General features: G+C 66.0%; 8 protein-coding genes. All 8 read left to right on the forward strand.

Features of this window, described 5'->3' with window-relative positions; genetic code table 11:
- The first annotated feature begins 505 nt into the window (after positions 1–505).
- The 8 genes from ON44_RS43240 to ON44_RS43275 are packed head-to-tail and all read left to right on the forward strand — an operon-like array spanning position 506 to position 14998.
- Complete coding sequence (locus ON44_RS43240) at positions 506–769, forward strand: acyl carrier protein (protein WP_040700965.1); 264 nt, start codon at positions 506–508, stop codon at positions 767–769.
- 3 nt (positions 770–772) lie between these two features.
- Positions 773–6760 carry an aminotransferase class III-fold pyridoxal phosphate-dependent enzyme gene (locus tag ON44_RS43245; RefSeq protein ID WP_040700966.1) on the forward strand — a complete coding sequence of 1996 codons (5988 nt, stop codon included), beginning with the start codon at positions 773–775 and terminating at the stop codon, positions 6758–6760.
- Positions 6757–7596, forward strand: coding sequence for a nucleoside/nucleotide kinase family protein (locus tag ON44_RS51165; protein ID WP_040700968.1), 840 nt, complete (start codon positions 6757–6759; stop codon positions 7594–7596). Before ON44_RS43245 ends, ON44_RS51165 begins: the two co-directional genes overlap by 4 nt.
- Positions 7593–7847, forward strand: a complete 255-nt coding sequence (locus ON44_RS49275) for an acyl carrier protein (RefSeq protein WP_051183322.1) — start codon at positions 7593–7595, stop codon at positions 7845–7847. Before ON44_RS51165 ends, ON44_RS49275 begins: the two co-directional genes overlap by 4 nt.
- Positions 7844–9559, forward strand: coding sequence for a fatty acyl-AMP ligase (locus ON44_RS43260; protein WP_051183323.1), 1716 nt, complete (start codon positions 7844–7846; stop codon positions 9557–9559). The genes ON44_RS49275 and ON44_RS43260 overlap by 4 nt, the downstream gene beginning before the upstream one ends.
- The gene (locus ON44_RS43265) at positions 9556–10959 is read left to right on the forward strand and encodes a cytochrome P450 (RefSeq protein WP_040700969.1); all 1404 of its coding nucleotides are present in this window, start codon (positions 9556–9558) and stop codon (positions 10957–10959) included. The genes ON44_RS43260 and ON44_RS43265 overlap by 4 nt, the downstream gene beginning before the upstream one ends.
- A complete protein-coding gene (locus tag ON44_RS43270; RefSeq protein WP_040700971.1) occupies positions 10956–13679 on the forward strand; it encodes a PEP/pyruvate-binding domain-containing protein in 2724 nt (907 codons plus the stop codon). The genes ON44_RS43265 and ON44_RS43270 overlap by 4 nt, the downstream gene beginning before the upstream one ends.
- Entirely contained in the window at positions 13676–14998 is a 1323-nt protein-coding gene (locus tag ON44_RS43275; RefSeq protein WP_051183324.1) for an aminotransferase class I/II-fold pyridoxal phosphate-dependent enzyme, read from the forward strand. The genes ON44_RS43270 and ON44_RS43275 overlap by 4 nt, the downstream gene beginning before the upstream one ends.

Below are 14998 nucleotides of genomic sequence, written 5' to 3' on the forward strand. Positions count from 1 at the left end.
GGAAACTCTGCTGTCTGCTCAGTGAACCGGGTATGAACAGCGCATTTATTGATAAATGATCCCGCGCCGCGACCGATGGTCGAATTGGCGAATTGCCTGCGACCGCGAATCGCGGAATGAATTGTCTCAGACGCCGCCTCGTCAGGCCCTCTTTTCGGTGGGTGTAGCCGAGTTTCGAACATGCCGATCAGCTACATTAGCGAATTAGTTGCTGAAAGCTCGGACCGGCTCTGAGTCAGTGCTATTCACATTGCCAGTCGTAAATCAGCGGTGTACAGATGTGTGCATGCACCACTGTGATTGCCAACAGTCGTGCGCATGGACGAGATATTGGACGTGACAGTCTTGATTGCCATATCGGAGGGCAAGTGATCGCAGTCCCGGCTGACGCTGGATTCGGCTCTGAACAGCAAAGATTCATTGTTTACGCGACAGGGTCGATGTTCTGTACCCGCGTCGCGCGCACTGCGGGCGCGGCAGGTTCGAGCGCGTGGGAGGACGTGCGATGACCGGGTTGAATGATGTCGGCACACGGGTGCGCGAACTCTTTTCACGAGGATTGCAGGTCCCGTCGATCGATGTGAATACGCCGTTGCTGGATTATGGCCTGGACTCGGTCAGGTCGGCAGAACTCGTCATCGAACTCGAGCGCACCTTCGGTATCGAGATCTCGGATTCGGAGGCTGCGACACTGCACACCGCGCGCGACGTAATCGACTGTGTGGTCGCCAAGTCTGCGGCCGACCGGCACTCTGGTATCGGAGCATAGATCGTGCCGGCAAATGTTCTGTTTTCGGAACAAATAAATTCTTCCGCCATTGTTTCCGAAGACGAATTATTCGATGATTTCGCCCGGCACAACCGCCCCGGACTGGCTCGGCTGCTACGTGCGTGCCACCTGGATGTCGTGTATGTGAGTGCCGAAAGTGACCATCTGATCCGGCCGGATGGCACTCGGGTATTGGATCTTGTCGGCGGTTTCGGTGCGGCGCTGTTCGGGCACAACCATCCGGCGCTGGTGCGGGTGGCGACGGCCCGGCTGAATCAGCAGACGCCGTTCGTCTCCCAGGGCAGTGTCCGGCCCGGGGCCGCGCGGCTTGCCCGAAGGCTTTCGGAGGCGGTGGCCGCGGGGAGCGGTCGCGAATACGTGGTGACGTTCGGGTCCACCGGTGCCGATGCGGTGGAGGCGGCGATCCGGCATGCGGCGGTGGCGCACGCCCGCGACCTCGGCGATCTCGAGACCGAACTGCGGCGCACCCTGCGCCGGGTTCGGCGCGACGGTCTGCACGATGTTCGTCCGATTACCGTTGGCGACAACGGATCCGACGACGATGGCCAATCGGTCGCGGAGATTCTCACCGACTCGCTGCGCGAGGTCGACGAATTGCGGCGGCGCGGACCGGTTTTCGTCTCGCTGACCGGTGCCTTCCACGGCAAGACCGCCGGTGCGTTCGCCCTGACCGAGCACGCCGATACGCCCGCGGACCTGGTGGTGCCCGGTCCGGAGCGGCGCAGGCTCGACACATGGGAACCGGACGCGGTGGCGAATGCGTTCGCCGATGAACTGCGGCCGGTATGCCGGATCACCTTCGACGGCACGGGTCGGCCGGTGCGGTCATGGACCAGGATTTCGCCGATCGCCGCGGTATTCGCCGAGCCGATCCAGGGTGAGGGCGGCATCCGCGAGGTTCCGGCCGCGACCCTGCGGGCGTTGCGGGAGTTGGCCGATCGGCACACGGCGGCCCTGGTATTCGACGAGATCCAGTCGGGCATGGGGCGCACCGGAACCTTCCTCGCCGCATCGCCGTCGCAGGTGAGCGCGGACTACTACCTGCTCTCGAAATCGCTGGGCGGCGGGCTGGTGAAGATCTCGGCACTGCTGGTCGACCGGCAACGCTCGATCGCCGACTTCGGCCGGTACCACACATCGACCTTCGCCGATGACGATCTGTCCTGCGCGGTTGCCGACGCCGCACTGGACCTGCTGCGGGACAACCAGATCCGCATCTGCGATACCGGCGCGCGGCTGCGCTCCCGGCTCGACGCGGTGGCACTGAGCTGGCCCAAGGAGATCGTCGCCGTGCGCGGGCGCGGGTTGCTGCAGGGCATCGAACTGTCACCACTGGAACCGACATCCGCGTTGCTGCGCGAGATCTGCGATCCGGAGCTGTTCGGATACGTGGTGGCGGGGTATCTGCTGCATGTCCACCGGATACGTATGCTGCCAACGCTTTCCGCACCGACGACACTGCGCATCCAACCCTCTGCCTTCCTCGCCGACACGGAGCTCGATCGACTGACGGCAGCGCTCGACGATCTCGCCGCACTGCTGCACCGCGGCGACTACGTCCGGCTGCTCGCACACTTGGCCGCACCGGTCACCACGAATTGGCCGGTGCCGGAACGCCGATCACCATCGCGGCGGCGCACCCACGACGTCGCCCGCGATTGGAACGCCCCGACCAGGGTGGTGTTCCTGGCCAATCTGCCCGATGCCGCGGATCTGCGCAGATTCGCACCGGAATTGGCCGAATGGTCCGACGGCCGATTCGCCGCACTGGTCGAACGGCTGCGCGGGGTGGCCGAACCCTTCGAACTGACCAGACAGCTCGTCACGTCGCCGACCGGCGCCGTGGTCGAGGTATGCCTGATCGCGGTGCCGATTTCGGCCGAGCAGATCATCGAATGCCAGCGGGCCGGACATCGCGCCTGGTTGCGTGATCTTGTGCTGGAGGCGGTCGATCAGGCAATTGCCCTGGGCGCCAGCATAATCGGACTCGGCGGGTACACGTCCATCGTCACCGACGCCTCGCGCGATGTCGTGGAGGACACCGTCAAGGTGACCTCGGGCAATTCGCTCACCGCGGCCTGCGCCTACGAGGTGGCTCGTGCCGAACTCGCCCGCCTCGAACCGGGCATGCGCCGGATCGGCATCCTCGGCGCGCTCGGCAACATCGGCGCGGTGATGGCGGAACTGCTTGCGCCGCTCGCGGATTCGGTGACCCTCGTCGGACGCGCCGGATCGGCGTCCCGGCTCGAGCGGGTGGCCGCGGGCCTGCCCGGCGCGGTGACGGTCAGTGAGGACCTGACCGCGCTGCGTACCTGTCGCATCGTCCTCACCGCCACGAATTCGGCCGTGCCAGTGGTCACCGCCGATGTACTGGCCGACGACCATCCGGTGCTCGTGGTCGATCTCGCGGTCCCCGGCGATGTGGATCTTGCGGTGCCCCAGCAACCGAATATCACCCTGGTCTCCGGCGGGCGCATGGCGCTGCCGCTCGGCCAGACACCCCCGTTTCCCGAAACCGGGCTGCCCGCCGGGGTCGTCTACGCGTGTATGGCCGAAACCGTTCTACTCGGTTTCGAACCGCGCACCGCGAGTCCGTCCTACGGCGGCCTGACCGCGGCAGGCGTACGCGCCGCCCGCGACCTGGCCGCCCGTCACGATGTGCGCCCGGTTCTGCTTCCGACAGGAGCTCCAACCGTGTCCGAAACTCCCACCGCAGCCACCCCCGTCCCGATGTTCCTCGGTGCGGCCGATTTCGCACCGGACCGCGCCGGCGGCAAGGCGGGCACCCTGCACGAATTGATCGTGGCCGGATTCGAGGTGCCGCCCGGATTCGTCGTCACGGCCGATCTCGACCTGGCCGAGGTATCCGATGATGATCTGACCGGCTGGGTACGAGCGCTGGGCGGCTTCCCGGTCGCCGCGCGTTCGAGCGGCGTACTCGAAGACCTCGACGACGCGAGCTTTGCCGGTCAGTACGAGTCGTACCTCGATATCACCGATGTCGCGGCCTTGCGCGTTCATATCGAGCAGTGCCGAGAATCGGTGCACAACGAGCGAGTTCGCACCTACCTGGCCCGGCGCGGCTATCACGAGGCCGGCGCGTCGGTCGCCGTTCTGGTGCAGCGCATGGTCGACGCGCGTTGTGCCGGTGTCGGTTTCAGCATCGACGCGCTCACCGGCATCGAGGACCACGCGGTCGTCGAAGCCTGCCGGGGACTGGGCGAACGACTCGTCTCCGGACATGTCACACCGACCAGATACACGCTGCGACTGTTCGACGGCACGGTGGTCGAGCGGGATGCGGGCGATGAGGATGTCGAGCTGAATCGCACCGCCACAGCCGAACTCGCCGCCCTCATGCTCGCGGTGCAGGCGCACCGGCACCGCCCGCAGGACATCGAATGGGCCATCGACGGCGACGGAAAGCTGTGGCTGCTACAGGCGCGGGCCATTACCGCGATCAGCTGGCGCACCGATATCGACCAGTTCTCCGACGCGGATCTGCGCGACGGCGGCGTCTCGGCACGGGTCTGCACGCCGATGATGTTCTCGTTGTACGACAACGCCTTCCAGTACTCGATGCAGCAGTTCTTCGAACGGTTGAAGCTCGCCGAACCAGGCGCGGAACCGGACTGGATGGCCATGTACTACGGCCGCGCCTACTGGAATGTCAGCGCGGTGAAGAAGTGCTTCTTCCGCATTCCCGGCTTCGACGAGCAGCATTTCGACGACGACCTCGGTGTGCTCAACGACTACGGGCCCGACGGTCCGCACCGCACTCCGACGAATGCGAAGACCATTGCCAGGGCGCTGCCCGCGGCGCTGGCCGTGCAGAAGAGCTACCGGGATCAACTGGCGGCGGTCGATGCGTTCGCGGCGGAATGGCCGCCGAAATACGCGGTGTGGCGAGAGCGAGTACGCGAACTGCCGCACACCGACGAGGCCACCTTCGTCGCGGATCTGGCGGACTGCCTGCTCACCTTCCACGCCGCCACCGAGCGCACCTACTTCACCACCATCTACAACAACTCCAGCGTCCAGACCGACTTCAAGCAACTGCTCGATAAGGTGGATGCGGCGACCGACGGGACCACCTCGGCCATCGACTTGATGGGCGGGCTCGCCGATATCAGCCATATGCAGATGCAGCGCGGCATCGTCGAATTGCACAGGGTGGCAGGCGATCACGGCCTGGACAGTCCCGAATGGACGAAGGCGCTCGATGCCTTCCTCGACGAGCAGGGCTTCCACGCCGACGCGGAACTGGATCTCACCAGCCCGCGCTGGTCGGAGGCGCCCGAGCGGGTGCGCTCGATGATCGCGGTCATGCTCGAACACGGCACCCCGCCCGCGGATCCCGATGTGACGCTGGTGGATCAGCGTAAACGCTACGAGAACGAGCTCGCCGCGGTGCGCGCCCGGGTGCGGGCCAAGCCGCTGGCGCGGGTGAAACACGCCAAGGCATTGGATAAGCAGATCGAGCGGATGCGCCGGTATCTCGTCGCGCGCGAACGCATGCGGGAGTTTTCCTCGCAGTGCTATGCCATTGTGCGCGCGTATGTCGTGGAGGCCGGGGTGCGCTTAGCTGCGGCCGGCACGCTCGAGCAGGCCGATGATGTGTTCCAGCTGTCGATCCACGAGCTGTGTGATCTCGCGGCCGGGCGGGCGGATATCTCGACGCTCGCACCGCAGATCGCTTATCGCCGTGCGGTTTACGCAGGCTATCGGGATCTGGTGCCACCGCATGAGCTGGGTGGTGGTGTCACGGTGGGCGCGGTCCGCGAGATCGGCGACGGCGATCTGACCGGGCTGGGTTGCAGTCCGGGCATCGCGGAGGGCGCCGCGCGGGTGATCACTTCGCTGGCCGATATCGACCAGCTGCGCGAGGGCGACATCCTCGTCACCCGGTTCACCGATCCGGGGTGGACGCCTGCCCTCGGGCTGGTTGCGGCGGTGGTGACCGAGGTGGGCGGGATGCTCTCGCATGCGGCGGTTATCGGGCGCGAGTACGGAATACCGGCGGTGCTGAATGTCGCGGGTGCGACGACGGCGGTGCGCTCCGGTCAGCGGATTCGGGTCGACGGCGGGGCGGGAGTCATCAGCGTGCTGGAGACTGCGTCCGAGCTGATTGCGCCGCCGTCCGGTCAAGACGACCACGCGCAACGACTCGATGTCGGCGCCGTCGCGGAGCCGAGGCGCCCGCGGCCGGTCTCCGACGAGCCGCCGATCCCGGAATCGGAAGAGCCCACCGCGCCTGCGGTGCCGTTACGGCCAACTGAGCCCAAGCAAAAACCCCAGCCTCCGGAGCACCCACGCCCGGCGGCCGCCAGAACGGATGAACCACTGACCGCACGCAAACGCCTGATCTGCATCGCCGGTGCCGACGGATCGGGTAAGACCACCCAGGTGGCCCGCATCGCCGCGGAATTCGAGGCGCAGGGCCAAAGCGTTGCCGCCGTGACCATTTGGGACGCATTCCTGGATCCGAAGGTCTCCTCGAAGCTGCCGTGGCGCAGTCCGGCCGAGATCTACGGCTACCTGAAACTGCTGTCCCCGCTGAGTCGCGCGCATTTCCTGTTCCATGCCATGCAGCTGTCCTTCGACCTCGCCGCCGAACGCGGCCCGGACATCCTGCTGGCAAATGCCTACTGGTACAAGTACTTCGCCACCGAGGTCGCACACGGCGGCGATCCGGCGGTGCTGCGCAAGCTGGCGTCGGGATTCCCGGAACCGGACCGCACCTTCTACCTCGCGGTGAGTCCGCAGGATGCGTTGGGGCGCAAGCAGTTGCGCAGCGACTACGAGAGCGGCTACGGCGACGAGGAGACCTTCCTGGCCTTCCAGCGGCGCAGTCACGATGCGCTGGAAGCGTTGTCGGAGGAGTTCGGCTGGATCCGCCTGGACGGCACAGACACACCCGCCGACATCACGAAGGCTGTGCTCGCCCAGTTGCGGGAGGACGACCGGTGACCCGTCGCGTCGCGATTGTCGGCATCGACGGTGCCGGCAAGTCCTCGGTCATGGCACGGTTGCGCGAATTGGCTCCGGGCGCAGGCGCTTTCGCCTCGATGACCTGTCCGGACTTCCACAACACCCGGAATGTGCCGCTGACGGACCTATCCGAGCAGCTCAAGGCCTTCAGCGTCGGATGCGATGAAATCGGCAGCCTGGAAATGAAGGCCACCGCGATGTATCTGCAGATGACGCTGTTCGGTCCGGTGGAGCGGCACTTCCTGACCACCTGGTCACCGGATGTGCTGGTATTCGAACGGCATCCGCTGATCGAATTGCTGGTCTACGGGCCGCTGTATGTCGCGCTGGCCCGCCCCGAATGGAACGGTCACGATCGCGCCGAGGAGATCACGGCCGCGCTGGAGCGCCACCGGCCGGGCACGTTCGAGGACATCCTCGCCTGGCAGCGGTCGGAATCCACGCGTCTGGGCAGTTCCCCGGATATCTGGGAGCTGCTGTCGGAGATCGCGGATCTGGTGCGCCGGGACGTGACCGAATCCGTCCCCGGCTTCGCCGACCGCTTTCGTACCACACTGCCCGACGCGGTGCTCTGGCTGGACGCACCGCCGGAACAGGCAGCGGCACGGTGTGCGGAACGTTCGGGGAACGGGCCGAAGGAGGCCCATGAAACAGCAGAGCGGCTCGGAGCCCTGCGTGACGGATATCTACAGGTGCGCGACACCCTCGCGGTGGCCTTCCCCGAAGTGGGATTCCACCGCATCGACACCGGCGACGGCGTCGATCTCGAGGAGTCGGTCCGCGCCTGCGTGACGGAAGGGAAGTTACTCGGGTGAGTACACAGGCAGATACCCCGGCCACCGAGATCGAGGCGCGGGTGCGCGCCATTGTCGGTGAGGTGCTGTGGGTTTCGGCGGACGAGATCGACGCGTCCGCGCAATTGATCGACTACGGACTGGATTCGCCGACCGCGATCGAGCTGACCATTCAGCTGGAGCAGGCATTCGGCATCGTCATACCGGAAGATGCTGCGGCACAGTTGAATACGGTCGGCGAGATCGTGCGATACGTGCGGGGTGAGCAGTGACGGAATTGGTTCCCCAGCATCCGACGATCGTGCACGCGCTGATGGCCAACGCCGAGCTTGGTGCATCGGCACCGTCCACGATTTTCGTTCCGGAGCGCGGCGACGCCGACGGTGAAATCGCCTGGCGACACGAAGATCTCGCGGCCGCCGCGGGACGCACCGCGGCCGCACTGTCCGCCGAGGGGGTCGAGCCGGGAGATCGGGTGATGCTGTGCCTGCCCACCTCGCCGGAGTTCGTCACGGCGTTCTTCGGTGCGCTGGTGCTCGGCGCGGTGCCGACCGCGGTGGCGACGCCGGGCGGGTTCGGGTCGGCGGATATCTTCCGCGACAAGTTCACTCGGCTGCTCGGCTATCTGGAACCCGCAGCGGTTGTCGCGACGCGGTCGGTGCTCGCAGGGGGAGCACTGCCGGACACCGTCGCCGCCATTGATGGCGATGTGCTGCACGCCTGGGCTTGTTCGCCGGACGCGCCGACGCTGGCGCCCAGACTTCCCGAACCGGGAGATCTGGCGTTCATCCAGGCGACCTCCGGCTCGACGGGAACACCGAAAGGTGTGCAGATCACCCACGCGAATCTGGCTGCCAACTGCGAACAGATCGCACAGGCCGCCGCGATGGGAGCGGGCGACACCTGGGTCGGCTGGCTGCCGCTACACCACGATATGGGGCTGATCGGCGGATTCCTGACGCCGGTATTCCGTGGCATCGATGCGGTGCTCATGCCGCCGAGCCGATTCCTGCGCAGTCCGGGGGATTGGCTGCGTGCGGTCAGCCGGTATCGCGGAACATTCACGGCGGCACCGAATTTCGCATACGGATATGCGGCCGCCCGGGTTACCGACGCCGAACTCGACGGCGTCGATCTGTCGAGCTGGCGGTTCCTGTTCTGCGGCGCGGAGCCGATCCATCCGCCGACCGTGCAGAGTTTCGTCGACCGGTTCGCGGCCTGGGGACTGCCGAAGGATGCATTGGTGCCCTGCTATGGCATGGCCGAGGCATCCCTCGCGGTCACCGTGAACCGCCCGCACGCGCCGGTCGCCTACGACTCGGTGTCGCGCCGCGCGCTCACCGGAAACGGTGTGGCCCTGGACATTCCGGAAGACGACCGCGATGTGATGCATATCGTCGACTGCGGCGCACCGCTGCCCGGTACCGAGGTACGCATCCTCGACGAGGACGGCGCGGTGTGCGGTTCGGACGTGGTCGGCCGCATTCAATTCCGCGGCCCATCGATGACCATCGGTTACTTCCGGCTGCCCGAAGAGACCGCGGCCGCCACTCGGGACGGTTGGTGGGACACCGGTGATATCGGCTACTTGCGCGACGGCAGGCTGCGCATCACCGGCAGGCATAAGGACCTGATCATCATCCGCGGCGCGAACTACCTGCCCACCGATTTCGAGCTCGCCGCACAGGAAGTCGCGGGTGTGCGCCTCGGTGGTGTCGCGGCCGTCGGTCATGCCGATACCCGAGGGCTCTCGGAGGAACTGCATCTCATTGTCGAATCGGGTGCGGAGGCGACCGAGCACGATGCGTTGCGCCGAGCGGTGCGAGTCGCGGTGAGTAAGCGCACCGGTGTGCTGCCCGCCGGGGTTCGGGTGGTGCCGCCGCGCAGCATTCCGAAGACCACGAGCGGAAAGGTGCAGCGAGCCGAGGCCAGGCGGCTTTTCCTGGCCGAGGACGATCTGGTCGGTGCCGGAGGCGCGGCATGAGTGTGCAGCCGAAGTTCCGCGGCCGTAAGCTCGGCGGTCCGGCGCTGCGACATCCACTGGGTGCGTATCCGGATTACCGCGCCGACCCGCTCGCGCTGTTCTACGAGCAGGCCGTCGCGCACGGCGGCAGCGTCCGGCTGCGGCTGGTGCATCAGCAGATGCATCTGCTCGTCGAGCCGCAGCACATCAATCAGGTGCTGGTCACCAATGCGGCCAAGTACGAGAAGGGGATCAGCTATCAGAGTCTGAACTACTTGCTCGGCCCTGGACTCCTGACCAGCGGCGGCGAACTCTGGAAACGTCAGCGCGCCTTGATCAAACCCGCATTCTCCCGCCGTCACGTCGACACCGAGATTCCGCTCATGGTCGAGTGCGGACGGCGGATGCTCGATCGCCTCGATGCGTACGCCGCGACGGGCGCGGCCTTCGACCTGGTCCCCGAGGTGATGGGTTTCGCGGCCGATGTGGTGTGCCGCGCGGTCATGGGCTCCGAGATCGACGGTGTACTGCCCCAGATCGCAGATGATGTGCGCGAGGGTGTTTCGTGGGTGATGCGGCATATGACCGCACCCATCCAAGTCCCGCCGAACGTGCCGACCCCGGCCAATCGCCGCTTCCACGGTGCTCGCGAACGACTACATCGCGTGGTGGACAGCGTCATCCAGCGTCACCGAGAAGCCGATGCCGAAGCGTCGTCCCTGCTGGCTCGATTGCTCGCGGCGCGCGATGATGCCGGGCACGCCATGGATGACGCGCAACTGCGTCACGAAGTGCTCACCTTCCTGCTCGCCGGACACGAAACCACCGGCGGCGCGATGGCATGGACCATCTACGAGCTGGCCCACAACCCGGCGGTGCTCACGCGGGTACGCGACGAGATCGATATCGCCCTCGCGCTGACCGACGGTGTCGACCGGGCACTGCCCGCACTGGAGCTGACCGGGCGCGCGATCGACGAGGCCATGCGTCTGCATCCACCCGCGTGGGCATTCAGCCGCACCGCCGTCGAACCGGACAGCTTCGACCGCTTCGATCTGCAACCGGGCGCGATCGTGGTGATCAGCCCGTTCGTGAACCACCGCTTCCCCGAATTCTGGGATTCACCACTGACCTTCGATCCGGACCGGTTCACCAAGGAACAGACCAAGGCGCGCCCGCCGTACCGCTACTTCCCGTTCGGCTGGGGCGCACATCTGTGCGTCGGCCAGCATATGGCGCTGATGGAGGTGCGGGTGGGCATCGCAATGCTGTTGGCCCGCTACGACATCGAACTCGTCAACGGGATGCGGGTGCGGGAGAACCCGGAGATCTCCAATACCCCCGATCCGGTACTCGTGCGGCTCACCCGGCGTGCGTCCGCGGTGCCGTCGGCCACGACCATGCAGGAGGCCGCGCAATGACCGGAACAACCGTCAGCGATACCGCACTGGCCGCCGATGCGACGATGGCGCCGCAAGTGGGCGCCAAGGCCGCGAATCTCGGCAGGCTCGTAGCGGCCGGCTACCGGGTGCCACCGTTCGTGGTGCTGAGTGCCGCCGCGTGTGCGCGCATCCTCGAACCGATCCGTGGATCCATCGCCGACGCGCTGGATTCGCTCGATCACACCGATCCGGCATCGTTGCGTGCGGTGTCGGAGGAGATCCGCACGATCATCCTTGCTCAGCCGATCCCAGCGGATATCAACACCGAGCTGGGCGCGGACGTGCGCGAAATCCTTGATCGCACACCACAATCCGGTGCTCGGCTGGCTGTGCGTTCCTCCGTGAGCGGTGAGGATTCGGCGACGGACTCCTTCGCGGGCCAACTCGATACCCTGCTGAATGTCGCTCCGGCGGACGTGTCGGCGGCGGTGCTGGACGTGCTCGCCTCGGCCTACTCGGAACGGTCGCTGTTCTACCGAGCGCATCGCGGACTGGACAATACCGAGATCGACTGCGCCGTCCTGGTGCAGGTGCTGATCCACAGCGCGGTCGCCGGTGTCGCCTTCAGCTGCAACCCGCAGACCGGCGACCCGGGCGAGGCCGTCGTCTCGGCGGCTTTCGGCCTCGGTGAAGGTGTGGTCGCCGGAACTGTGGAGTGCGATACCTATTTCGTCGACACCGCCGTGCGCACGATCGTCTCCCGTTCGGTGGCTGAGAAGCAGAGCCGGGTCGTGGTGGCGGCCGATGGTTCCGGCACGGTCATCGAACAGATCACCGCGTTGACCGATCAGGCACTCACCGACACGCAGGTAGTCGAACTCGTCGGTACCGCAATGGGATTGGCCGAGGCCTTCGGCGTGCCACAGGATGTCGAATGGGCCTATGACGCCGAAGGCGTGCTGTACCTGCTCCAGGCCCGCCCGATCACCGCGACCGGCGCCCGCGAAACCATTTTCGACAATGTGAATGTCGCCGAGTCCTATCCCGGTTTGTCCAGCCCGCTGACCTTCTCGATCCTGCGGAACGCCTATGAGCAGGTGTTCCGTGCCTGCCACAAGGATTTCGGCGCAACCGACGCCATCGTCGACCGCAATGCCGCGAGCCTGTACCCCTACTTGGTCGGTACCGCGCATGGCCGCATCTACTACAACATCAGCAACTGGTACCGGCTGTTCCTGCAGATACCCGGCATGGAGTTCGCCATCGAAGGCTGGGAGGCGGCCCTCAATATCGAGAACCGCTACCAGCGGCCCGCCGCGCCGGCCCGCGGGCCGGCACGGGCGAAGGTGTATCTGCTGCGCTTGCGTATCGCCGCCATCATCACCGTTGGCTGGCTGCGGCTGCCGCGGCGGCTGCGCGCGTTCTTCACCGAACTGCAGGCCTTCACCGCCGATCTCGACCATCGGCTCGACCCGGAAACACCGGAGCGGGAACGGGATCCGGAAGCACTACTGGAGTGGATGGAGCGTTGCCTGCACGAACTCGTACCCGCCTACGCGGTGCAGATCTTCAATGACTTTCTGGCCCAGCAGATGTTCCACGTCGTGGGTCTGCTGCTGGAACGCGAAGGCCTCACCGAGCCGGCCGCCATCACACTGCGCAATGAGTTGTTCTGCGGCGAAGAAGGTGTCGACAGTGTCGACCCGGTCCGTTCGGCGCTCGCACTGACCGCAACGGTCCGGGCGGATGCCGCGCTGCGTGAGCTGTTCGAGGGGCCGCTGGAACCGCACGAAGTGTGGAAAGCCCTGGCACAGCCGGAATTCGCCGATTTCCGCGGTGCATGCCTGCGGCATATCGCCCTGTTCGGCGACCGTACCGTCGACGAGCTGAAGCTGGAAACCGATCCGCTCGGCGAACATCCGGAGCGACTGGTTCCTATGCTGCGCAACTACCTGCGTGGCGGTCAGAACATCGATGAAATGGCGGCGCGCGAGAAGCAGATCCGGCGCGACGCGGAGCGCACCGCGGCCAGGCTGTTCCGTGGAAAGCTCCCGCAACGGTTGGCATTCCGGTTCGCACTCGGCCGGGCGCGCGAGCATGTGAAACAGCGCGAGAATATGCGGCTGGGTCGCAGCCGCTCCTTCGGGTTGGTGAAACGGGTATTCCGGGAATACGGCAGGCAGATGCACGCGGCCGGACTGCTCGAGGATCCGCGCGATATCTTCTGGCTCACCTACGAGGAGATCGCGGCCCTCACCCGAGGGACCGCTGTCGATACCGATGCGGCGCGCACGGTCGCCACACGCAAGAGCGATCACGAGCGGTGGCGCATCGAGCAACTGCCGTCACGGATCGTCACGGCAGGAATCGCGGCCGTCGGCATCAACGATCCGGCCTTCGACCATCCGGCTCCCACCGGCGATTCCGGCAGCGTGCTGCACGGAATCGGTTGCGCGCCGGGCCGAGTCGAAGCTCCGGCACTGGTGTTGACCACTCCGGAACCGGATGTGGTCGTCGACGGTCAGATCCTCGTCGCAGCCAGCACCGATCCCGGTTGGGTCTTCCTCATGGTGGCCGCCGGGGGATTGGTCAGCGAGAAGGGCAGCCCGCTTTCCCATACCGCCATTATCGGCCGTGAACTCGGCATTCCCACCGTCGTCGGCGTTCCGGGCGTCACCCGGCTGGTCGCCAGCGGGGATGTGCTGATTCTCGACGGCAAGGCCGGGACCGCAACCATCGTTCAGGAACACAGCTCATGACATCCACCGCAGCCGCACCGCACGAGACCGCGCACGGCGAGAACTTCAGCCTCGAGCACTACCTCGATCCCGCCGCGCACACTTTCGAACAGCGCTTCGAGGAATTCCGGCCCTATGTCGCGAACGCGCGCGGCACCGGATTCGTCCTCCGTGAGATCACCGGGCCGGCGGGTCCGGTCGTACAGGTCCGCGATCCCGATGGGACCGCGGTCCGCGACCTGATCATGTTGGGGTCGAACAACTACCTCGGCCTCGGCAACGAACCGGAGATCGTCGAGGCCGCGGTCCGGGCCGTTCGCGAATTCGGTGTCGGCCATGGCGGACCGCCACTGCTCAACGGCACCACCTCGGTGCACCGGCGGCTGGAAGAACGCCTCGCCGAGACCAAGGGCTGCGAATCCGCGCTGGTGTTCTCCTCCGGCTACGCCGCCAATGTGGGCTGGGTGACCGGCCTGCTGCGCAAGGGCGACATCCTGCTCTACGACGAGCAGAGCCATGCCAGCCTCTATGACGGCATCCAACTGGGGCGGGTCCGCTCGATGGCCTTCGAGCACAACGACCTTCGGCATCTGCGGCACCGGCTCATGCAGATCCGCTGGCGCAATCCGGGCGCGAATATCGTGGTCGCCGTCGAGGGCGTGTATTCGATGGACGGCGATATCGCACCGCTGCCGGAGATTCGGGCGCTGTGCGATTCGTTCGGAGCCTGGCTGGCCATCGACGACGCGCACGGCACCGGTGTACTCGGCACGTACGGGCACGGCACCGCCGAACATTTCGGCATGGGGGCCGGATCGGTCGAGCTGTACATGGGCACCTTCTCGAAGGTGTTCGCCACCACCGGCGGTTTCGTGGCCGGGTCGAAGGATCTGGTGGACACGCTGCGGTTCTTCGCGCGTTCGTACATGTTCTCGGCATCGCTGGCCCCCGCGGTCGTCGCCTCGGTACTCGCCGCCATCGATTTCATCGATGCGCATCCGGAGCGGATCCGACAATTGCACGACAATGTCGACTACTTCGTGCGGGAACTGCGTCGAATGGGTTTTGCGGTCGATCCGCAGACCGCGATCATCCCGATCCTGGTGCCGCAGCACCTCGCCGTCGCCGAGGTCGTTGCGGCGCTGCACGCGCAGGGTGTGTTCGTCAACGGCGTCGAATTCCCGGCCGTCCCACGTGAACAGCAGCGACTGCGGGTCAGCATGATGGCCACGCTCAGTCGCGATCAGCTGGATTTCGCGCTGGAGAAGATCTCGGCCGTGGCCCGCCGCTTCGCCTTCCATCCCGAACAAATCGGCACGATCGAAGAAGGAATCCGCTGA

This window comes from Nocardia vinacea NBRC 16497 (genome assembly GCF_000308835.1).
GTDB lineage: Bacteria > Actinomycetota > Actinomycetes > Mycobacteriales > Mycobacteriaceae > Nocardia > Nocardia vinacea.

Excerpts from the sequence above, each read along its gene's own strand:
- ON44_RS43240 (WP_040700965.1), top strand. The coding sequence starts at position 506 with ATGACCGGGTTGAATGATGTCGGCACACGGGTGCGCGAACTCTTTTCA.
- ON44_RS43265 (WP_040700969.1), top strand. The coding sequence starts at position 9,556 with ATGAGTGTGCAGCCGAAGTTCCGCGGCCGTAAGCTCGGCGGTCCGGCG.
- ON44_RS43270 (WP_040700971.1), top strand. The coding sequence starts at position 10,956 with ATGACCGGAACAACCGTCAGCGATACCGCACTGGCCGCCGATGCGACG.
- ON44_RS43275 (WP_051183324.1), top strand. The coding sequence starts at position 13,676 with ATGACATCCACCGCAGCCGCACCGCACGAGACCGCGCACGGCGAGAAC.